This is a genomic window from Nostoc favosum CHAB5714 (assembly GCF_020829495.1).
Lineage (GTDB): Bacteria > Cyanobacteriota > Cyanobacteriia > Cyanobacteriales > Nostocaceae > Nostoc > Nostoc favosum.
The window spans coordinates 1-20,556 of record NZ_JAIVFQ010000089.1 but is presented as its reverse complement, the minus strand read 5'-3'; the positions used below and the strand labels follow the sequence as shown (position 1 = coordinate 20,556).

The 20,556-nt window shown below is 41.7% G+C and carries 22 protein-coding genes; 8 read left to right on the top strand and 14 right to left on the bottom strand.

From position 1 onward, the window contains the following. Nucleotides 1-130: 130 nt before the first annotated feature. The 8 genes from LC586_RS32110 to LC586_RS32075 form a co-directional block, all read right to left on the bottom strand. Nucleotides 131-532, bottom strand: a complete 402-nt coding sequence (locus tag LC586_RS32110; protein WP_229489495.1) for a type II toxin-antitoxin system VapC family toxin — start codon at nucleotides 530-532, stop codon at nucleotides 131-133. Then, nucleotides 529-888 carry a ribbon-helix-helix domain-containing protein gene (locus tag LC586_RS32105; RefSeq protein WP_229489494.1) on the bottom strand — a complete coding sequence of 120 codons (360 nt, stop codon included), beginning with the start codon at nucleotides 886-888 and terminating at the stop codon, nucleotides 529-531. The genes LC586_RS32110 and LC586_RS32105 overlap by 4 nt, the downstream gene beginning before the upstream one ends. Before the next feature lie 122 nt (nucleotides 889-1,010). After that, nucleotides 1,011-1,229, bottom strand: coding sequence for a type II toxin-antitoxin system HicA family toxin (locus tag LC586_RS32100; RefSeq protein ID WP_229489493.1), 219 nt, complete (start codon nucleotides 1,227-1,229; stop codon nucleotides 1,011-1,013). Further along, a complete protein-coding gene (locus tag LC586_RS32095) occupies nucleotides 1,230-1,448 on the bottom strand; it encodes a type II toxin-antitoxin system HicB family antitoxin (RefSeq protein ID WP_229489492.1) in 219 nt (72 codons plus the stop codon). A gap of 157 nt (nucleotides 1,449-1,605) precedes the next feature. Next, the gene (locus LC586_RS32090; RefSeq protein WP_229489491.1) at nucleotides 1,606-1,776 is read right to left on the bottom strand and encodes a type II toxin-antitoxin system RelE/ParE family toxin; all 171 of its coding nucleotides are present in this window, start codon (nucleotides 1,774-1,776) and stop codon (nucleotides 1,606-1,608) included. Between the two features lie 5 nt (nucleotides 1,777-1,781). Then, nucleotides 1,782-2,045 carry a type II toxin-antitoxin system ParD family antitoxin gene (locus tag LC586_RS32085; protein ID WP_229468821.1) on the bottom strand — a complete coding sequence of 88 codons (264 nt, stop codon included), beginning with the start codon at nucleotides 2,043-2,045 and terminating at the stop codon, nucleotides 1,782-1,784. Nucleotides 2,046-2,213: 168 nt separating this feature from the next. After that, nucleotides 2,214-2,489 carry a hypothetical protein gene (locus tag LC586_RS32080; protein ID WP_229489490.1) on the bottom strand — a complete coding sequence of 92 codons (276 nt, stop codon included), beginning with the start codon at nucleotides 2,487-2,489 and terminating at the stop codon, nucleotides 2,214-2,216. A gap of 760 nt (nucleotides 2,490-3,249) precedes the next feature. Next, on the bottom strand, nucleotides 3,250-5,463 hold the full coding sequence (locus tag LC586_RS32075) for a phosphoketolase family protein (protein WP_229489507.1): 2,214 nt from the start codon (nucleotides 5,461-5,463) through the stop codon (nucleotides 3,250-3,252). Nucleotides 5,464-5,859: 396 nt separating this feature from the next. Here LC586_RS32075 and LC586_RS32070 point away from each other — a divergent pair, with 396 nt between their 5' ends. The 4 genes from LC586_RS32070 to crtO all read left to right on the top strand — a co-directional run bounded on the left by LC586_RS32070 (nucleotide 5,860) and on the right by crtO (nucleotide 11,595). Beyond that, nucleotides 5,860-7,242, top strand: coding sequence for a cytochrome P450 (locus LC586_RS32070; RefSeq protein WP_229489489.1), 1,383 nt, complete (start codon nucleotides 5,860-5,862; stop codon nucleotides 7,240-7,242). A gap of 316 nt (nucleotides 7,243-7,558) precedes the next feature. Then, entirely contained in the window at nucleotides 7,559-8,935 is a 1,377-nt protein-coding gene (locus tag LC586_RS32065) for a cytochrome P450 (protein ID WP_229489488.1), read from the top strand. A gap of 102 nt (nucleotides 8,936-9,037) precedes the next feature. Further along, nucleotides 9,038-9,796 (top strand): LmeA family phospholipid-binding protein, encoded by a 759-nt coding sequence (locus tag LC586_RS32060; protein WP_229489486.1) that lies wholly within the window; start codon nucleotides 9,038-9,040, stop codon nucleotides 9,794-9,796. A gap of 104 nt (nucleotides 9,797-9,900) precedes the next feature. After that, nucleotides 9,901-11,595, top strand: a complete 1,695-nt coding sequence (gene crtO / locus LC586_RS32055) for a beta-carotene ketolase CrtO (protein ID WP_229489485.1) — start codon at nucleotides 9,901-9,903, stop codon at nucleotides 11,593-11,595. Nucleotides 11,596-11,877: 282 nt separating this feature from the next. Here crtO and LC586_RS41980 read toward each other — a convergent pair whose 3' ends face one another. After that, nucleotides 11,878-12,183, bottom strand: coding sequence for an AbfB domain-containing protein (locus LC586_RS41980; protein ID WP_369010545.1), 306 nt, complete (start codon nucleotides 12,181-12,183; stop codon nucleotides 11,878-11,880). 393 nt (nucleotides 12,184-12,576) lie between these two features. Here LC586_RS41980 and LC586_RS32050 point away from each other — a divergent pair, with 393 nt between their 5' ends. Both LC586_RS32050 and LC586_RS32045 read left to right on the top strand, forming a co-directional pair. Then, the gene (locus LC586_RS32050; protein WP_229489484.1) at nucleotides 12,577-13,320 is read left to right on the top strand and encodes a tetratricopeptide repeat protein; all 744 of its coding nucleotides are present in this window, start codon (nucleotides 12,577-12,579) and stop codon (nucleotides 13,318-13,320) included. An 80-nt stretch (nucleotides 13,321-13,400) separates the two neighbouring features. Then, a complete protein-coding gene (locus LC586_RS32045; protein WP_229489483.1) occupies nucleotides 13,401-14,285 on the top strand; it encodes an SDR family oxidoreductase in 885 nt (294 codons plus the stop codon). Nucleotides 14,286-14,449: 164 nt separating this feature from the next. Here LC586_RS32045 and gcvP read toward each other — a convergent pair whose 3' ends face one another. The 5 genes from gcvP to LC586_RS32020 all read right to left on the bottom strand — a co-directional run bounded on the left by gcvP (nucleotide 14,450) and on the right by LC586_RS32020 (nucleotide 19,661). Next, entirely contained in the window at nucleotides 14,450-17,374 is a 2,925-nt protein-coding gene (gcvP, locus tag LC586_RS32040) for an aminomethyl-transferring glycine dehydrogenase (RefSeq protein WP_229489482.1), read from the bottom strand. Between the two features lie 332 nt (nucleotides 17,375-17,706). Next, a complete protein-coding gene (locus LC586_RS32035; RefSeq protein ID WP_229489481.1) occupies nucleotides 17,707-17,889 on the bottom strand; it encodes a hypothetical protein in 183 nt (60 codons plus the stop codon). 10 nt (nucleotides 17,890-17,899) lie between these two features. Beyond that, nucleotides 17,900-18,289, bottom strand: a complete 390-nt coding sequence (gene gcvH, locus LC586_RS32030) for a glycine cleavage system protein GcvH (protein ID WP_100899443.1) — start codon at nucleotides 18,287-18,289, stop codon at nucleotides 17,900-17,902. Between the two features lie 125 nt (nucleotides 18,290-18,414). Then, nucleotides 18,415-19,551, bottom strand: coding sequence for a glycine cleavage system aminomethyltransferase GcvT (gene gcvT, locus LC586_RS32025; protein WP_229489480.1), 1,137 nt, complete (start codon nucleotides 19,549-19,551; stop codon nucleotides 18,415-18,417). Then, nucleotides 19,488-19,661 carry a hypothetical protein gene (locus LC586_RS32020; RefSeq protein ID WP_229489479.1) on the bottom strand — a complete coding sequence of 58 codons (174 nt, stop codon included), beginning with the start codon at nucleotides 19,659-19,661 and terminating at the stop codon, nucleotides 19,488-19,490. The genes gcvT and LC586_RS32020 overlap by 64 nt, the downstream gene beginning before the upstream one ends. A gap of 105 nt (nucleotides 19,662-19,766) precedes the next feature. Here LC586_RS32020 and LC586_RS32015 point away from each other — a divergent pair, with 105 nt between their 5' ends. Both LC586_RS32015 and LC586_RS41400 read left to right on the top strand, forming a co-directional pair. Then, the gene (locus LC586_RS32015) at nucleotides 19,767-20,264 is read left to right on the top strand and encodes a pentapeptide repeat-containing protein (protein WP_229489478.1); all 498 of its coding nucleotides are present in this window, start codon (nucleotides 19,767-19,769) and stop codon (nucleotides 20,262-20,264) included. Between the two features lie 204 nt (nucleotides 20,265-20,468). Next, nucleotides 20,469-20,556, top strand: an 88-nt coding sequence (locus LC586_RS41400; protein WP_438822952.1) for a transposase-like zinc-binding domain-containing protein, incomplete at its 3' end; no start/stop codon positions are given.

Genomic DNA, 20,556 nt, shown 5'->3' with positions numbered 1-20,556 from the left:
AGCGATCGACAAAGCATCACTCTATCAAAAAAAGCCATATTTAATGCTTCTTTGCAATCAGGTTAAGCGTTGTTAGAGATTTGCAAAAAATAAATTATCCTTATAGTTATTTCTATTTTACATAATATTTTTAAGCTGAAATCCAGTTTTCCAACTGTAAATTAGAAATGCGGCTGTAGTGACGAATATTGTTTGTTACTAAAGTGTAATTTTCTGCAACTGCAACACTAGCAATTAGTAAATCAAATTCAGCAATAGTTTGTCCTATTCTACGGAGTTCTGCCTTTAATTCACCATACTTTCTGAGAGCAGGATCAGTTAAAGGTACAACTGGTAAGTTTTGAATAAAGTCTTCTGCACGAGTTAAATTTTCCGCTACTCGTTGAGAATTATAAGCACCAAAATATAACTCAGCAACCGTGATGCTGCAAATACAAATTTGCTCCCATCCTATTTCTCTAATTTTATTTGTGACTGAATTAATATCTTTAATCCAATAAATGCAAGTATCAGTATCAAGTAAATAAATCATAAACTAATGTCATTGTTAGAAATAGTACGGCTATCATAAATATCTTTGACTATTTCCTCAGCAGTCCGTTCATCTTCCCAAGGGCCAAGCCTTTCCATAAATGTGTCTAGTGGATGCGGTTTTGGCTGCTGCTCAGATGAGAGAATGATTTTATTCACTATCAATTGATTTGCTTCTGGAACTCCTAATTTTTTGGTTTCCTCTTTAGCTATAACCATGATTTGCATCAAGGTTATAGCCTGACGCAGAACATCACTTTTACTTGTGCCTATTTTATTTACTAGTTCGTCTAGTATCTGATTTAGTTCAGGTGACAAATCTAAGTTTAAGCGAACCATCTTTTGAGCGTCAGTCATGGTTCCATCCTTGTGTAAAATCTTAAGTACATTATAGGCGGCTGATGCTGTAAGATTGACAACAATGATTCAACAACTTCATAGGGATATTCTGAATAATATAATGAGCCTTGTAACTGAATTCATTTGTTTTTGAGGAATTCATCAACTGTAATTCCTGCTTGTCGAATCAAACTTCTAAGTAACCCAGGTGCTAATTCCCGATGATTGGGAATCGATAATGTTGGTTTTGATTCACACCAAAGTATCATGTGGCTTCCCGTTTGGTGATCTAATACATAACCAAACTTTTCAAAAATCTTGACAGCTTCCTTACCGGAGATATTTGATAAACGTCCCATTTATACCACAACTTCTCCAATAAACACTTGCGATTCCTTAACAATATAAGGTTTGCCATGTTTAGCTTGGACGTGGAGATATCCCCTAATGGCATCTTTAATATTTTCAACTGCCTCATCTAGTGTTTTGCCTTGACTCACGCAGCCTGGAAGTTCAGGAACCTCAGCAACATAGCCTTCATATTCCGAATCAAAGGTAAAAATTACTTGAAATTTCATAATAAATTAATCTTATATAGTTGAGGTCTAGAATAAATATAACGCTCAAATCCTAAGTTTGTTGCTTCATGCATTGGTAGAAGAGAAATTGCGCGATCGCGGCTGATAATCTAATTTATAATGGCATACAGCCAAATAATATTTTAAAATTTATTAGTTAATACCAGAGGCTTGGTTTTCCAATAGCTGGGGTTTTTGCTAATTGTTTAAATGTTGCTTCGGCTGCTGTTAAAAAGCGGTCTGAAACATCTAAGTTATCTTGTGCTATGTACGTTGCTAAGTCTATTAAGTCCCGGATAACTTGAGGTCTTTTTTTTATTTCAAACATCACGGCTAAATTGCATCTTGATGTTTGTTCATTCTTTGTCGGATTGTTTGACGGATATCTTCCCAATCTTGAACAGTCATTTCTGTTGCATTCCCAGAGTTTAATCCTTCCAGAAGCATTGTTTCTAGACGTTCTTTAGCTCTCTGTTTTTGGTCTTGTCGCACTAATTCACGAAAATATTCGCTGACACTGCTGTAACCACCCTGAGCTACCTGTTCTTCTATATAAGTTCGCATGGTGTCAGGTAAGGAAATATTTATACTTTTCACAAGTGTTAATTTTTGAATCTGTTTTTCTACATTATGGCAGTTTTTGCCATTTTATGCCATCGTTATCAAAACCCCATAATAGCAAACCCCCATCCAGTAAAACACTGAGATGGGGTATCATAATAGATTATATCTAGCCTTAATGCACTAACCCGATCGCACTTTTCCTCAAGTCTCCACATTCCCCACGCTTCCAGATAAAAATATCACCCTTCGTCCTAGCTCAAAAATCAAGTTTTGCGACTTGTAAACTAAGTTTCTGACTCGTAAACTAACTTTTGCGACTCCTAAACCAGCTTTTGTGACTCGTAAAGCAGCTTTTGCGACTCGTAAACCAGCTTTTGTGACTCGTAAACTAGCTTTTGCAACTCCTAAACTAACTTTTGCGACTCCTAAACCAGCTTTTGTGACTCGTAAACTAGCTTTTGCAACTCCTAAACCCAATACAGTTCAGTTAAGCATTTCTTTCTTCTCTTCCTTTGCGTTCTTTGCGTCCTTTGCGGTAGCCTCCGGCAAGCCGCTTTGCGTCTACGTTAAAAAAATTGACTTTGACTAATATTTAAGCCTTAACTGAACCGTATTGCTCCTAAACCAGCTTTTGCGACTCCTAAACCAGCTTTTGTCAAAGGATTTCAGCAAATCTACTCCCATTTTTCCTGCCTGCTAACTCCTCTTCAATAAAAAAACGCAAATATACGCATTCCGACGCAATTTTCAGCGTTTCTATACGTATAAATGCGATAAAAGTAGAAACAATTCCAGCTTTATTTAATGGGCGTTGCTGAATCTAGGGATGAATCTGACAATTCAGGTCATCTGGAAAACCTCTCTCTAAATCTCTCTCCTAAAAGGAGAGAGACTTTGAATTTCCCCCTTCCCGCATCGGGAAGGGGGTTATATCATGTCCGCCAAATCACCCATAATAAAAGAACCCCACCCCCAACCCCTCCCCGCAAGCGGGGAGGGGAGCTAAAGCGCAGCTTTTGCGGGGTGGGGTTCCGGTTATTATGGTTAATTACCCGGACATGATATTAGGGGGTTAGGTTTTTAGTGGACTTTTGCACATAACGTGAAAAGTCAGAGGGATGAATGTCTCACGCAAAGGCAAAGCAGTGCGTTGTGGGGATTCACCCGTTATAGCGGCTGCCGCACAAAGATGCAAAGGAAAATTCAATAAAATCATCCCGCATTTATGCAACATGATTTAATGAACTAACGCGATCGCACGTTTCGTCAACGCTTCAGCAGTCAATCCATTAAACGCCATCAACTCACCAGCACTGGCTGTAGTTTCGCCACGTTTCCATGCAAAGGTGTCGCGCTTCGCTGTACTCCTTAACAAAATTGGTTCTAGCATCCCCGCAGCACCACCTGTCACAGCAATTAACGCATCGCCATCAAATAATTCGGCAAATTTCGCATCATCTAAGAAACCGCCTTCGGCTTCAGAACAAGTATCCCACGCGGTATCATGACTACGGTACAATTGCCGAGGATTGATGACAGAAATAATCTTGGCACCAATACCTTCAGTTTCTAAGAAAGCAGCAGCTTCAAATACTGGCATTAATGTCATATCACCAATCACAGCAAATACAACCTGTTTATCACCAGCGACTTCATGCAATAGCACTGCACCATCGCGCAACCCTTGACGAGTTTGTTGTAAAGTTGTGCGAATTGGTAACGGCGACTTACTAGCTGTAATCACAATTCCCTTATTCTTAGTTTTCAATGCCCAATCATAACAAGCTTGAATACTATTAGCATCAGGCGGAAATAATGGGAAAACATTTCCATTTCGCATCAACGAAGCAAAGTAAGCTTCGATTTCTGGACGTTGGTGAGTCCAACCGTTGCGCCCTTGCTCTAATGCACCTGCTGTGAATAAAGTAATAGTCGAAGGAGTTTGACGGCGCAATTCTGCCATTGCTTGGGTTACAGTTTGCCAAATTGGTAATCCGTTGATGGCAAAAGATTCGTAAGAACACCACAAAGTTCTCGCACCCATTAACGCTAAACCCGCAGCTAAACCGGCACAAGCATCTTCACTCAATGGTTCATAAACTTGCCCATTTGGTGCTTGGTTATATAAGTCGTCGGTTGTGGGGTGGATAATCTTTAATGCTTGGTTGATGTTGGCAATTCCTGATGCTTCATTACCATCGGCGTTGGTGACGAGGAAATTCTGATCTTTATTTCCAACTATTCCTACCAATCGTCCCATTGCGGTTGTGGAAACTTTTGGTTCGCCACCAACTGCATATTCTTCTAAAGGTAATTCGCCTAATTCTGGTAATGGAAATTCAAATTCTGTCACCACAGTTTTTGCTGCTGGGCCACCACCGGCGCGTTCGGCATTTGTTCTGACTAATTGCCAAGCTTCCGCAGACAAAGCACGGGTTTGCAATGCACTAATAATATGTGGCGCATCCAGCGTATCTTTAGGATAGAGGTTGTGAGATTTTGCACCCCGCGCGTGGACTCCTGCACCTTTGAGTTGTTTAATAATGAAGACGGTAAGCTTACCACCCAACGCCGATCGCGCTGCTTTATCTACACCCGAAAGTACTGCTTGAGTAAATGCTAGGCGCTTCTCAAAGGAAAAGGCGGTACTATCAACGTAATCCCCTGGTTGATTTTGATCGTCGAAATCCTTGGCATCCACTAACACGACTTGATCAAAACCGTTACCTTGCCAATATGCTTGCATCTGTTCATTGGTTTTCAGGGAAACCATGCTGTGATGTTCTTGGCTGTAACCGTTCCACACCAACACCGGTAAAAAGTTGGTGACAGCAGGATAAGCTGTATGGAAGTGAGCGATCGCACTTACAATATAAGGCTCACCCAATCCACCATCCCCAACTGTAAAGGGGAATAACTTATCTTTGTGCAACAGTGCAGCCGCCATTGCAAAGTGTTGCCCTTGTCCCAAAGGCCCCGCAGGTGCGAGAATACCGGGGATGTAACCAGAAAGGTGTCCTAAAAGTCCGTGCTTTTCTCGGAAGCGATCGCGCAATTGTTGAACTGTAAAAATTCCCATGTCCTCTAGCGAACGATCCAAGAACATGGCACTATAAAATCCGGGGGCGTGGTGTCCGACTTCGGTAATAATGTTCTTGTATCCCAGCATGACAAGAGATGCGTAAGCTTCCGCTTGGCTGGCGAATCCGCCGGGATGCCCAGAAGCTTTACTAGCAGTAACTTGCAAAGTCAGGTAGCGCAGGGCATCGGCAGCAAGTAAAGTTTGATATACAGCATTCGGTTCTGTGGGAGATGCGATCGCTACTCTGCCCGATTCTATAGCAGGTGTTGCACCATAAGTTTCAAAATCTGGTAAAGCTTCACCAAAATATTGAATCCCTTCCGAAAAATTGGGAAGCGCTGAAGATGCCTTTGGGGAGATTGCAGTCATGCTGAGTACCTTTTGACGATTAGGTGAAACTGTCTGACTTTTCACGGTATCTGGGGAACCTCTCTTCTATTTCTCTCTCCTAAAAGGAGAGAGACTTTGAATTTTCCCCCTTCCAGTAACAAAAGTTTTTCCGCTTCCCTCTCCTCGTAGGAGAGGGTTAGGGAGAGGTCGGGAAGGGGGTTAGGGGGTTAGGTTAATCGTTAGCTTTTCTAGATGACATGAAAAGTCAGATGAAACTGTAGATGCTCGTTGAATTTAATAAAAATTTTACATCTTTGAGGTTGTAACAGTTTATTGCTTTTTTGCACCCTCAGTATAAGTAACTTCAATCAACAAGAATTTATCAGTTTCAGTTAGTTAAAGTAGGAACAAGACATAAATTAACAAAAGAATTTTATGAAATTACCAAATGGCCCGCAAAGCCCAGCAGTTTTACAGATGCTACGCTGGATTATCAGCCCCATGTCATTTATGGAAACTTGTGCCGAAAGATATGGGGACATGTTCACCATCAGGTTACAAAGCAAATCTCCGCCACTGATATTTGTCAGTAACCCCGAAGTGCTACAGCAGATTTTGACAAACGATACCAAGGAGTTAGAAGCACCTGGTGATACAAATTTGGTGTTTGAATCTTTACTTGGTAAGCGTTCTGTGATTACCATCAGTGGTGCAGAACACCAGCGCCAACGGCAGTTGTTATTGCCACCCTTTCACGGTGAAAGAATGCGAAGCTATAGTCAAATAATTAGTGATATTACCGAGAAAGTCATTAGCCAATACCAGATAGGACAACCCTTCAATATCCGGTCTGCTGCCCAAGCTATTACCCTGCGGGTGATTATGCAAGCTGTGTTTGGGCTAGATGAAGGCCCACGCGCCGAAAAATTACAGCATTTTTTGGGTGAAATACTGGAAAAGGGAAGTTCTGTGTTGAGTGTCGCTTTGCTTTATTTTCCAGCTTTGCAAAGGGATTTTGGCCCGATTAATTTCTGGGGAAAGCAGATGCGCCGACAGCAGGATGCTGACAAACTTATATACGAAGAAATTCGGGAACGTCGAGAACAACCAGACCCATCACGCACAGATATCCTCAGCTTACTCATGGCAGCTAAGGATGAAGCAGGTCAACCGATGACCGATGAAGAGTTACGCGATGAATTAATGACTCTTTTGGTAGCAGGCCACGAAACCACAGCAACAGCGATCGCATGGGCATTTTACTGGATTCACAAAATACCATCAGTACGCCAAAAGTTACTGCAAGAACTAGATAGCCTGGGTGATAACCCTGACCCCAGCGCCATTTTTAAATTACCCTACCTCAACGCTGTTTGTTCCGAAACCTTGCGAATTTACCCAGTAGCGATGCTGACTTTTCCCAGAGTAGTCAGAACACCTCTATCTCTGGGTAGTTACGAACTTGAACCAGATACAGTCGTTATTGGTTCAATTTACTTGACCCACCGCCGAGAAGATTTATACCCGGAACCTAAGCAGTTTAAACCAGAACGCTTTTTAGAACGGCAATTTTCTCCCTATGAATATTTACCTTTTGGAGGTGGTGCAAGGCGCTGTATTGGTTTAGCATTTGCCCAGTTGGAAATGAAGCTAGCACTTGCCAAAATCCTTTCCAGCCAGGTATTAGAACTAGTTGACAATGGTGAAGTGCGACCTAAACGCCGTGGTTTAGTCACAGGCCCAGATCATCCCATCAACATGGTTGTCAGCAGTCAACGTCAGGTGAAGTCTCCCATCCTACAGACAACCACTGTTTGATGCTGAAGGGTTTGATGGTTGGTTCAGCAAATCTTAAACTTTCATCTCTACATTTAGATAGATTTTCAATGCTTCTACATAAGTAGGTAAACATAATTAATTACACAATGTCATTGCGAATGTAGCGTTCGCGGTAGCGTCTCTAAGAGTTGCGAAATGAAGCAATTCGCTTGCGGCTGGGATTGCAACTCTTAGAGACGCACTCGCGTTCGCTTCTCTTCTTAGGCTGCGCCAACGCTCGCAATGACTGTAATTAATTTTGCGTAGTTACTTAATCCCTCATAGTTTACTAAATCGTAAAGGTATCGAATCAACAATGAAAAAATTTAATAATCTACGCACACCAGCGTTGCTACAAACTCTGCAATTAATTGCTAAACCGACAAAAACTTTAGAAAATTATGCTGCCAAGTATGGTGACATTTTTACAGTGCGGGTAATGGGTTTAAAGTCGCCACCGATAGTATTTTTTAGCCATCCCCAAGCAATTAGTGATTGTTTTGCCATCCCTGCACAAAAGTTAGATTTTAAGAAAGCAACCCATGTATTTAAACCTTTGTTTGGAGAAAATTCTATTGTATTTCAAGAAGCGCGATCGCACCAACAACAACGGCAGTTATTACTACCAGCATTTCATGGCGATAATTTAAAATCTTATGGACAAGCAATTTGTCAAATAACTGAAGAAGTTACACAAAATTGGACATCAGGTACAGATATTTGTATACACAATTTAATGTCAAATATCACTTTAGAAATTATTCTAAAGGTAGTATTTGGTATTACTCATAGTACGCGTTACCAAGAATTAAAAGAAAAATTGAGTTCTTTGTTAGAAGACGTAACTAAACCTTGGTATTCTAGCCTGTTTTTCTTTCCTTTGCTGCAACAAGATTTAGGTGCATGGAGTCCTTGGGGAATTTTCTTAAAAAGACGAGAGCGAATTGACAAACTCATCTATGCAGAAATTTCTGAAAGACGTTCGCAAAATGATGCTATGCGTACAGATATTCTCAGTATGCTGATGTCAGCGCATGACGTAAATGGACAACAAATGACGGATGAGGAATTACGCGATCAACTAGTTTCATTATTGCTGTTGGGTTACGAAACTACATCTGGCGTATTAGCCTGGATATTTTATTTAATTCACTCTCATCCAGAGGTGAAACATCGGTTAATGCAAGAACTAAACACCTTGGATGATCTCACAAACCCTGAAGCAATTACACAATTACCTTATCTCACCGCCCTCTGTCAAGAAACACTGCGAATTCATCCTATTGCTTTAATTTGCACACCGCGAATGGTAAAAGATAGAGTAGAAATTATGGGGCATGAATTTACATCAGAAACAGTTTTAGTTCCTTGTATTTATTTAGCACATCGCCGAAGCGAGACTTACGCAGAACCAGAACAGTTTCGTCCAGAAAGATTCCTCAAGCAAAAGTTTTCACCTTATGAATATTTACCCTTCGGTGGGGGTTATCGCGGTTGTATCGGTGCGACATTTTCCATGTATGAACTAAAATTAGTAACAGCGATAATCTTATCCCATTTTGAACTCAGCCTTACTGATAAACGTCCAGTGCATCCAGTCCGTCGTGGTATTACGATTGTCCCTAGCGGCGGTGTAAAAATGGTTGTTACCAAAAAGGCAAAACTTAAAAAACAAACAATACTTTCTACTTAATTACTCAATCCTCCGACTTACATATACCGCAATGTAGATTCGCTTGTTAGTACTTAGCCTTTACAGTAACTAGTAAGAGGAAATTTAGGAGACTACTAATTCATGCCTGATGAGAATCGGTTGGAGGAAACATTTCTATCCCAGGAAGCTGAAAGGAGAGTATCCGAAAAGCTAGATACAGTAGAAGAAATAGAAATAGATGTACAAACCGATCTGTTGAAAATAGTTCAGGGACAGGCGGATGGAGTTTCGGTTACAGGTCAAGGATTAGTCATCAAAGAAGGCATTCGCGTACAGGAAATAAAACTGCAAACAGAAAGTATTGCCATTAATCCCTTCAGCGCTATTTTTGGTCAAATAGAACTTAATGAGCCAGTAAATGCCATAGCTCGCATTATAGTTACAGAAGTAGATATTAACCACGCCTTGACCTCAGACTTGATTCGCAGCCAGATGCAAAACTTGGAGTTGGATGTAGATGGTGAAATTGTGAGTTTTGAGCCGCAAAAAATTCAGGTATTTTTACCTGGTGATGGCAAAATAGAATGTAGGGGAAAGGTGCTGTTAAAAGAAATGGGAAATACTCGCCCTTTCGCTTACACTGCGATCCTTCGCCCACGGACTAATTCGCAACCTGCGATGCTGGAGAGTTTTAACTGCACTGAGGGAGGGGGTATTTCAATAGAATTAGTTACAGCTTTAATGCATAAAGCCAAAGAACTGATGAATCTACCCTATTTAAAATGGGAAGATATAGCCTTTTCTATTAAAGATATAAAAGTAGAAATTGGTAGTTTAATACTTCTGGTAGAAACTCAAGTGAAGCAAATACCATCATCGTTAACTGCACTATCTCCTTAGTAGTATTAGCATTAGTTAAAGATAATTTTTGTAACTAAGGAGTGATGTTAATTTATTAAAACTTTTATAAGCTTTTAAAACCTACTTATTTCTAAATTTCAACTATGCAAGAGTATGATGTTGTGCTTATCGGTGCTGGACACAATGGGTTAGTTTGTGCAGCTTATTTGCTGAAAGCTGGTTATAGCGTCCTGTTACTGGAAAAGCGTTCTGTTCCAGGCGGTGCAGCAACAACTGAAGAATGTTTACCACAAGAGGCTCCTGGATTTAAATTTAACTTGTGTGCTATTGACCATGAATTTATTCACTTGGGGCCAGTTGTTGAAGAATTAGAACTAGAAAAATACGGCTTGCATTATCTGGAATGTGATCCAGTTGTTTTCTGTCCTCATCCTGATGGTAAATACTTCTTAGGACATAAGTCAGTGGAAAAGACTTGTGCCGAAATCGCTCGTTATAGTGAACGTGATGCCAAAAAATACGCAGAATTTGTAGACTATTGGCAACGAGCGCTCGGTGCAATGATTCCCATGTTTAATGCACCGCCAAAGTCAGTTATAGACATCCTTGGTAACTACGACATCACAAAACTGAAAGATTTATTTTCGGTTATTGGTTCGCCAAACAAAACGCTGGATTTTATTCGCACCATGTTAACCAGCGCCGAGGATTTACTTAACGAGTGGTTTGATGAGGAATTTTTGAAAGCGCCACTAGCAAGACTAGCATCAGAACTTGGGGCGCCGCCATCGCAAAAAACCCTTGCCATTGGTGCAATCATGATGGCGATGCGACACAACCCTGGAATGGCCAGACCTCGCGGCGGAACTGGCGCACTTGTGCAAGCTTTAGTGAATTTAGTCACAAGTAAAGGTGGCGTTATTCTCACAGACCAGCATGTTGAAAAAGTTTTAATTGATGATGGAAAAGCTGTGGGTGTGCGGGTTGCTGGTGGTAAAGAATATCGCGCTAAATACGGGGTTATTTCTAATATTGATGCCAAGCGGTTATTTTTGCAAATGACTGATAAAAGCGATGTTGATGGGGCCGATCCAAATTTATGGGAAAGATTAGAACGCCGCATCGTTAACAATAACGAAACCATCCTCAAGATAGATTTGGCTTTAGACGAACCACTCCACTTTCCTCACCACGAGCATAAAGACGAATATCTCGTCGGTTCTATCTTGATTGCAGATTCGGTAACTCATGTAGAACAGGCTCATAGTAAATGTACCTTGGGAGAGATTCCTGATGCTGACCCATCAATGTATGTGGTGATGCCTAGCTACTTAGACCCCACATTAGCGCCACCAGGTAAGCACACTGTATGGATTGAGTATTTTGCCCCTTATCAAATTGCCGGTGCAGAAGGCACTGGTTTAAAAGGTACTGGTTGGACAGATGAATTGAAAAACAAAGTTGCAGATAGGGTAATTGATAAATTGGCAGACTATGCACCCAATGTCAAGAATGCAACTATTGCCCGTCGTGTAGAAAGTCCAGCAGAACTAGGAGAAAGATTAGGTGCGTATAAAGGGAATTATTACCATGTTGACATGACCCTAGATCAGATGATATTTTTCCGTCCCTTGCCAGAAATAGCCAACTACAAAACGCCAATTGATAATCTATTTTTGACTGGTGCAGGGACTCATCCAGGTGGTTCGATTTCGGGAATGCCGGGACGCAATTGTGCCCGCGCATTTTTGCAGGCAAAACATCCTATTAGCCAAACTTTGAAGGATGCACGCGATTCGATTAAGTCAACTGTCGAGTCGGTGTTTGGCATTAGTTAAGCGTTGCATAAATAGAGTATATTATCACCCAGGCATACATTTAATAGACTTTTTGCAAAAGTCAAAAATAGATGTATGCCTTCCCGCCATATTTACTAGGGAGCATCCCACTTTTTTGCATGTCATTGCGAGCGAAGCGAAGCAATCACAAAATCCTTCAACTCAGAGCGAGTCCATGCGATTGCTTCGTCGTTCCTCCTCGCAATGACAATTATTTTCTCATTAAAAAATAAAAACTGGGATGCACCCTATTTACCACAATCATCTTCAAAGCTACTCTAGCTATGGAGCGAATGGTGCTACTAGTGTAAAAGTGACATCATTTAAAAACGAACTATTAGTGCTGTACGGGTCAATATATAGCTCAAAGTTTCTGTGGCGTATATAGTAAGTAGGAAAATTATATGACCTAAAAGAAACGTTTGTTAAACTTGCTAAACCTGGTTTTATACAAAACGTTGCATCATCTCTGAACAGGGCAGTATTGTCATTAGGAGCTAATCTAAAGATTTTATTGGGAACAACTGGACGAGTATTGTGTATATTTTTGCATATAGTGAAAACTAGTGCGATCGCACCCTTGTTCATTAAAAGGTAAATTACCACACGAGTGCGATGTCTACGATGGGCTACGCCTACATAACGTATATATAGCAATCCTATTTGATTCCCTCTCCACCGAGAGGCTTAGATCCCCGATTTTTTTAAGAAGTCGGGGATCTTCTTGTTCGTAACTCCTGCACGGATTGCTATAGCAAGACAAATAATTGTTTTTTGAGTGAAATAGGCTCTAAGCAATTGCTTTATGTGTATTTAATATGATAATGTATCATACACTTGAATTTAAAAAGCTTCCATACATCCTCAGCCAAATCATTTCTCAAAAAATAAGGAAATTAATGGGTAAAAACTAGTGTATTTTGATAATGTTCAAAAAAGGAACAATTTTTAACATCATCTTATAAGTTTTGTAGGTATAGCATGGTTTTTCGGTACTGCTTCGTTGCATCTGGCTTGATAGTTTTTTTCGCATTTGGCTGTAGTGGTGGGGCAAACTCATCAACAGAAAATACTACACAAATTGTGCAAGAAACTAATGTAACCCAGCTTTTCATAGAAGCGAAGGCTACCCAGAAAGCAGAAGATTTCTTTGATCAAGGTAATAATTTATTAGATGGACAACGTTACGAAGATGCAATAAAAGCATACAATAAAGCGATCGCCATCAAAGTTGAGAGTCCTGAAGCTTGGATTAACCGTGGCATAGCCTTAACATCGTTGCAACGCTACCAAGACGCTATTGCATCTTACGACAAAGCGATCGCTATCCAACCCGACAAATATGAAGCCTGGTATAATCGTGGCATAGCCTTAACGTCGTTGCAACGCTACCAAGATGCGATCGCATCTTACGATAAAGCGATCGCTATCCAACCCGACAAGTATGAAGCCTTAATTAACCGAGGCATTGCACTGACAAAGCTGTACCGCTATCAAGATGCGATCGCATCTTATAATAGAGCGATCGCCATTAAGCAAGATTTACACCAAGCATATTACAACAAAGCTTGCTCTTATGCTTTACAAAGTAATCTCGAATTAGCAATTGAGAACCTAGATAAAGCAATCCAGTTTGTTCCTGATAAATACAAGAAGTTAGCAAAAACTGACCCAGACTTTAGCAAAGTGCGTAGTGCAAAGCAGTTTCAGGAATTACTACAATAGTATTCCGTAACTAGCACTCAGTGTAGAATTTCAGCTTACTGTAGCAAGAAAATTTTCTCTTGAGCGGTTTACAATTAAACATGAAAAAATTGTTAATCACCGGAGCAAGTGGTTTTTTAGGATGGCATCTTTGCCAGCTTGCAAAACAAGAATGGGAAATTTATGGCACTTATTTTTCCCATTCTCTAGAGATTCCTGGCATCAAAATGCTAAAAGTAAACTTAACAGATTTTCAAGAATTGCAGCGTATCTTTAATGATATAAAACCAACAGCAGTGATTCATACTGCTGCACATTCACAACCAAATTTTTGTCAAACCCACCCTGAAGAATCGCACGCAATTAACGTCACAGCATCCTGCAATATTGCCGGACTTTGCGCGGATAATTCTATTTTTTGTGCTTTTACCTCAACCGATTTGGTTTTTGATGGCTTAAATGCTCCCTATGGAGAAATAGATTCTGTGTGTCCTGTCAATCTTTACGGTGAGCAAAAAGTCATGGCGGAAGCAGGTATGCTAGAAAGATATCCCATGACAGCAGTGTGTCGGATGCCGTTAATGTTTGGTGCAGAAACACCTACAGCAAAAAGCTTTATTCAGCCATTTATTCAAACTTTACAAGCAGAAAAAGAACTAAATTTATTTATTGATGAATTTCGCACCCCAGTAAGCGCAACAACTGCCGCCAAAGGACTTTTATTAGCATTGGAAAAAGTTAACGGCATCATTCACTTAGGTGGAAAAGAGCGGATTTCGCGTTATGATTTTGGGCAGCTATTAGTTGAGGTATTTAAACTTTCCGCCACCAAGCTTAAATCGTGCCGTCAACAAGATGTGAAAATGGCAGCGCCTAGACCAGCAGATGTTTCTTTGGATAGTTCCAAAGCATTTGCATTGGGGTATCAGCCTTTATCTTTACGAAAAGAATTGGAAGAGTTAGGAGTTTTAATTCCTAACTCCTAATATCATGTCCGCATAATTAGTTATGATTCCCACAGTCATTGCACCCCACCCCGCCAAAGCTACGCTTTGTCTCCCCTCCCGAAGAGCGGGGAGGGGATTAAGGGGTGGGGTTCTTCGGGTTTAATAAGTAATCAAGCGGACATGATATAACTCCTCACTTGATTTTAGTAAGCATCCATTGGCAGACAAGAACAAACAAAATTCCTATCACCAAAAGCTGCATCAATGCGGCCAACAGCCGGCCAGAATTTATACTCACGAGTCCAAGGTGCAGGGTAGGCAGCTTGTTCACGAGAATAGGGATGATGCCATTCGTCGGTGATGAGACTTTCAGCAGTGTGGGGTGCGTTCTTTAAAACATTATCTTGAACATCCACCTTACCTGATTCAATCTCGGCGATTTCTTGGCGAATAGAAATCAACGCATCACAGAAACGATCTAACTCTTGTTTAGATTCACTTTCTGTAGGTTCCACCATGATTGTACCCCCTACAGGCCAGGATACAGTCGGCGCGTGGAAACCGTAGTCGATGAGACGCTTGGCAACATCATCAATTTCGATCGCAGCTGATTTTTTGAGCGATCGCAAATCTAAAATACATTCATGGGCAACTAGACCATTTTTTCCCTGATACAAAACCGGATAGTACGATTCCAGTCTCTTAGCGATGTAGTTAGCATTGAGAATCGCCACCTTAGTTGCTTCGGTTAAACCATCTGCACCCATCATGGCGATGTACATCCAAGAAATCACCAAGATACTAGCACTACCCCAAGGCGCAGCCGCCACAGCACCAATACGTTGGGAATTAGAAATTTCTTGCCCATTCCCCACAACAGGGTGTCCGGGGAGAAAAGGCACAAGATGAGAGGCTACCCCAATGGGCCCCATACCAGGGCCACCGCCACCATGAGGAATACAGAAGGTTTTATGCAAGTTTAAATGGCAGACATCCGCGCCAATATCTCCAGGACGGCAAATTCCCACTTGGGCGTTCATATTTGCCCCATCCATGTAAACTTGTCCACCGTGACTGTGAACAATAGCGCAGATTTCCTGAATTGGCTCCTCAAAAACACCATGAGTTGAGGGATATGTCACCATTAAGGCAGCTAGTTCATTGCTGTGTTTTTCTGCCTTACTCTTCAGGTCATCAACGTCAATATTACCTTGTGAGTCACAGGCAACTGCCACCACCTTCATCCCGCACATCACCGCACTTGCTGGGTTTGTTCCATGTGCCGAGGTGGGAATCAAACAAACATTACGGTGTCCTTCTCCACGATTCTCGTGATATTGACGAATTACTAAAAGTCCAGCATACTCGCCCTGAGAACCAGCATTTGGTTGTAGAGAAATTCCCGCAAAACCAGTAATTTCAGCTAACCATGCCTCAAGTTGCTGAAACAGGATTTGATAACCTTGCGTTTGCGATGCAGGAGCAAACGGGTGAATCTTGCCAAATTCCTCCCAACTTACCGGAATCATCTCAGCTGTCGCATTCAACTTCATTGTGCAAGAACCCAAAGGAATCATCGATGTTGTTAGCGACAAGTCCTTGCTTTCTAGCTTGTGCAGATAGCGCAACAACTCAGTTTCTGAGTGATAGCGGTTAAAAACTGGGTGGGTGAGATATGTACTGGTACGGGAGAGAGAGAGATGGGAAAGAGAGGGAGAAGTTAATTCTTCTAGGGTAAAAGGTAAATCATCTGTACCAGCGAAAATATGCCAGAGGTCGATTAAATCTTCTGGTGTAGTAGTTTCATCCAGTGAGATACCAACAGTAGTTGCATCAAAAACCCGCAGGTTAATTTGAAACTGTTCGCTAGCTGCCAGAATATCTTTTAAATTGTGTGTTCCTACTTCTACTTGCAGTGTATCAAAGAAAGATTCTGAAACGACGCTGTAACCCAAACGCTTCAGTCCTTGTGCCAGCAACACCGTCAAATAGTGTATGTTTTCTGCAATTTGCTTCAGTCCATTTGGCCCATGATAGACGGCGTACATACTCGCCATTACCGCCAGTAGAACCTGTGCAGTACAAATATTACTAGTAGCTTTTTCGCGGCGGATGTGCTGTTCGCGGGTTTGCAAGGCAAGACGTAATGCAGGCTTACCTTGAGCATCTTTTGATACTCCCACAATTCGCCCTGGAACCAGCCGCTTATACTCTTCCTTCGTAGCAAAGTATGCCGCATGAGGCCCCCCAAACCCCAACGGAATACCGAACCTCTGAGTGCTGCCTACAGCAATATCAGCGCCAAATTCCCCAGGAGGGGTGAGCAAAGTTAAACTTAAAGGATCTGCTGCTACCGTCACCAATGCACCCTTAGCATGGGCTTTTTCTATAAAAGCGCGGTAGTCGTAAATGGTGCCATCACTAGCGGGGTATTGTAGAACAGCCCCAAAAATTGGTTGATTAAAATCAAATGTTTGATGATCGCCAACAATAATCTTAATCCCTAATGGTTGAGCGCGTGTTTGCAACACGTCGATAGTTTGGGGATGGCAGTCATGAGAGACGAAATAGGCATTTGCCTGATTTTTACAAACACCATAGCTTAGGCTCATTGCTTCAGCTGCGGCTGTGGCTTCATCAAGTAACGAAGCATTGGCGATTTCCAAACCTGTGAGGTCTATAATCAGGGTTTGGAAATTTAGCAGTGCTTCTAATCGCCCTTGGGCAATTTCTGGCTGATAAGGAGTGTAGGCAGTATACCAACCGGGGTTTTCTAGGATATTACGCCCAATCACAGGTGGGGTAATACTGTCGTAATATCCCATACCGATGTATGAACGGAAAACCTGATTTTTGGCAGCAACTTTTTTTAATGATGTCAGTGCTGCATACTCACTTTCGGCTTCTGGTAACTTTAACGGTTGCTTCAGCCGAATTGCCTGCGGAACTGTTTGGTTGATTAAGGCATCCAGACTGGGAAACCCCAAAACCTTAAGCATTTGCTGGATATCGTCGGAGTTAGGGCCAATGTGTCTTGGCACAAAACTACTTAACTTTTGACTTTTTTGACTTTTTTCGTTCAGCACTTGCTGCTCATTAGACTTGAGAATAGGGGCGTTTAATACCACAAATTACTCTCCAGACGGTACTATTTCATATTTTGCAATAAATACTGATAAGAAGTAGGTGTAACTTTTCAGTTCATCTAAATTTCATGACTTATAGCGGTTCTGGTTTACGTGAGGTACATCCGTAGGGGCACGGCACTGCCCATAGGTGTCAACTTAACGTCAAAGCTATGTCCCGCAAGGAACTGAAGTTCCTTGCTAATAGCGAAAGTCATCTGAAGATGACTAAATATATTCAAAAATCTTTAGTCTACTTGAGTAGACTTTAGCTAAAAGCCAAAGAAATTCATTTCTGGGCGGGCGTGGAAGCCAACAGATAAGCGATTTTTAGCTTAAGTTGACACTAATGGGCACTGCCGTGCCCCTACACCTCGTGATGTAATCTTGTACTGCATCTGAATGGGAACCGCTATATCTTCAGGTGGAGTTGGAGATAAAAGAGATGCGGCAGACAAAGGAGATGGAGGAGAAAATTTTACCTTGTCCTCCTCATCCCCCTCATCCCCACTCCCCACTCCCTACTCCCTACTCCCCTTCTACCTGGGCGCGATACTCATCTGCTGTCAAGGCATCCTCAACTTCATCAGGGTCATTGACGCGCACTTTCAAAAACCACCCTTCCCCGTAGGGGTCTTCTGACACATCTTCGGGAGAATTAATTAAGGCTTCATTGCGTTCTATAACTGTTCCTGTCACTGGTGAATTCAGTTCTTCAACGGCTTTCACTGATTCGATTGTGCCAAAGTTTTCTCCCCTAGTAAGAGCGTCGCCAATTTCTGGCAGTTCTAAAAAGACGATATCGCCTAATTCATGTACAGCAAATTCAGTAATACCAATGGTGGCAATTTCACCATCTATTCGCACGTATTCATGAGAATCCAGGTATCTGAAATCTTGAGGATATTCAAAAGACATATCACTTCCTCTCCCTTATCAAAAAAATTATTGTCCCAACAGTCATCAAAGCCATATCTGGTAATGAACCTTACTGTAGATTGACTAACTCACAACACATTATTCCTCAAAAACCTCGACGCTTATCAGTTGGCGACACGATTTTTTGACCGATAAAAAGGACGTTTAACTACAACTCCTGGGTAAGCTTTGCCGCGAATTTCGACTTCTAGCTGTTGACCGATGGTTGCTAGTTGGGTAGGAACGTAAGCTAAGGCAATGGGATAACCAAGTGTAGGCGACAGAGTGCCACTGGAAATTTCTCCCACAACTTTACCTGCTGATAAAACTTGATAGCCGTGACGGGCAATGTTGCGTCCTTGGGTTTGTAAACCCACCAATCGGCGCTGCACTCCAGCGGCTTTTTGCTGTGCTAAAATTTCCCGACCAATAAATTCGCCTTTGCTATCTAAATGAACTAGCCACCCCAAACCTGCTTCTAAGGGTGTGGTGGTGTCATCGATATCTTGTCCGTAAAGTGCCATCGCTGCTTCTAGCCGCAGAGTGTCTCTCGCACCGAGTCCACAGGGGATAACGCCAGCATTATGGAGACTTAACCACAATTCTACCCCTACATCCGGATCTACCATCACCTCAAAGCCATCTTCTCCGGTGTAACCTGTGCGGGCCAGGAAAGCAGGTTTACCTAGTAGGGTTGCTTCTAAATGTCCGAAGGCTTTGATTGGTTGTAAGTCTTCTTGCACTAAGGGCTGGAGGTATTTAATCGCTTTTGGCCCTTGCACGGCAATTAAGGCTTTATCTGGTGAAAGGTCTTGGAATTGCACTTTATCCAAGTCAAGGTGTTGCAATAGCCATGCTTTATCTTTAGCAGAGGTTGCCGCATTGACGATGATGAATGCCTTCTGTATACCAATGGTGTCTTCACCTTGGTAATAAACAATGATATCGTCAATAATTCCGGCTTGGGGATTTAACAATACGGTGTATTGCGCTTGACCGGGTTGCAAACGACTCAAGTCTGAAGGCACTAGAGGCTGGAGTTGGGAAATGAGATTTTTACCTTGGAGGGTAAATTTGCCCATGTGGGAAATATCAAACATTCCGGCTGTATTTCTTACAGCTTCGTGTTCGCGGCTAATGCCACTAAATTGCACAGGCATTTCCCAACCGCCAAAGCTGGTAAAGCGTGCTTTAAGTTCTACAACCATTTGATATAAAGGGGTTCGCGCCAGAGATTGGGCGTTGTCTTCTTGATTAGCCACAGGTAATTTTGCGATCGCACCTCAACATCTATAATCCTACGAGATGCTTTCTGGTTTGACAGTCTTATGTATTGAATTTGGGCATGGGGCATTGTTTGTTTCTCCCCCATCTCCCTCATCTCCCTCATCTCCCCCATGTCCCTCATCCCCTTTGTTCCCTTCTGTAAGGTTTAATAGTTAATGGTGCAAATGTTGAGATTTATTAAGAAGACATTATGAAATATTGGCGACTGTTAACTAGCTTTGTCTTAGCGATGGTTCTTTTTTGGTTTCCCCTATCGGCGCAAGCTGCAAGTTCTTCCAGTATTACCCGTTCTGTGGGTAATGATGAACTCAAGGGCAAGGATTACTCTGGTCAAAGTTTAGTTGGCACTGAGTTTACCAATCTCAAATTAGAGAATGCTAATTTTAGCAATGCTGACTTACGTGGTGGCGTATTTAACGGTACTCTGTTGGAGGGTGTAAATCTGCATGGTGCTGATTTTAGTGAAGGCATAGCTTATCTAACAAGGTTTAAGGATGCTGATTTAAGTGATGCTGTGTTGACTGATGCCATGATGCTGCGTTCTATTTTTGATGATGTAAATGTCACAGGTGCTGATTTTACAAATGCAATTTTAGATGGGACGCAAGTGAAAAAACTTTGTGTTAAGGCAAGTGGTGTTAATTCTAAAACTGGTGTAGATACTCGCAAGTCTTTAGGATGTAAGTAAATCCTAACCCCTTCTTTGCTGGTGGAGAGGGGGATATTTTTTTAACGAATTACGAATTACGAATTACGAATTACGAATTACGAATTACGCGCAGCGATCGTTAGTGATATACTTCTCTTAAAAAGCTGGCATAATTTGCCCGAATTGTCATAGTAGTAGGATGACGGCGTTGCATAATAGAGGGATGAATTGAGGTTTTCTACTGTGTATTGTCCATACTGTGAGTCTACTGAAATTAGAAAAAATGGTAAACGAAGAGGTAAACAAAATCACATTTGTGTAAAATGTGGTC

Coding starts and splice junctions, on each gene's coding strand:
- LC586_RS32110 (WP_229489495.1), bottom strand. CDS start 532: ATGATTTATTTACTTGATACTGATACTTGCATTTATTGGATTAAAGAT.
- LC586_RS32105 (WP_229489494.1), bottom strand. CDS start 888: ATGACTGACGCTCAAAAGATGGTTCGCTTAAACTTAGATTTGTCACCT.
- LC586_RS32100 (WP_229489493.1), bottom strand. CDS start 1,229: ATGGGACGTTTATCAAATATCTCCGGTAAGGAAGCTGTCAAGATTTTT.
- LC586_RS32095 (WP_229489492.1), bottom strand. CDS start 1,448: ATGAAATTTCAAGTAATTTTTACCTTTGATTCGGAATATGAAGGCTAT.
- LC586_RS32090 (WP_229489491.1), bottom strand. CDS start 1,776: ATGTTTGAAATAAAAAAAAGACCTCAAGTTATCCGGGACTTAATAGAC.
- LC586_RS32075 (WP_229489507.1), bottom strand. CDS start 5,463: ATGACTGCAATCTCCCCAAAGGCATCTTCAGCGCTTCCCAATTTTTCG.
- LC586_RS32070 (WP_229489489.1), top strand. CDS start 5,860: ATGAAATTACCAAATGGCCCGCAAAGCCCAGCAGTTTTACAGATGCTA.
- LC586_RS32065 (WP_229489488.1), top strand. CDS start 7,559: ATGAAAAAATTTAATAATCTACGCACACCAGCGTTGCTACAAACTCTG.
- LC586_RS32060 (WP_229489486.1), top strand. CDS start 9,038: ATGCCTGATGAGAATCGGTTGGAGGAAACATTTCTATCCCAGGAAGCT.
- crtO (WP_229489485.1), top strand. CDS start 9,901: ATGCAAGAGTATGATGTTGTGCTTATCGGTGCTGGACACAATGGGTTA.
- LC586_RS41980 (WP_369010545.1), bottom strand. CDS start 12,183: ATGAACAAGGGTGCGATCGCACTAGTTTTCACTATATGCAAAAATATA.
- LC586_RS32050 (WP_229489484.1), top strand. CDS start 12,577: ATGGTTTTTCGGTACTGCTTCGTTGCATCTGGCTTGATAGTTTTTTTC.
- LC586_RS32045 (WP_229489483.1), top strand. CDS start 13,401: ATGAAAAAATTGTTAATCACCGGAGCAAGTGGTTTTTTAGGATGGCAT.
- gcvH (WP_100899443.1), bottom strand. CDS start 18,289: ATGTCTTTTGAATATCCTCAAGATTTCAGATACCTGGATTCTCATGAA.
- LC586_RS32020 (WP_229489479.1), bottom strand. CDS start 19,661: ATGGGGGAGAAACAAACAATGCCCCATGCCCAAATTCAATACATAAGA.
- LC586_RS32015 (WP_229489478.1), top strand. CDS start 19,767: ATGAAATATTGGCGACTGTTAACTAGCTTTGTCTTAGCGATGGTTCTT.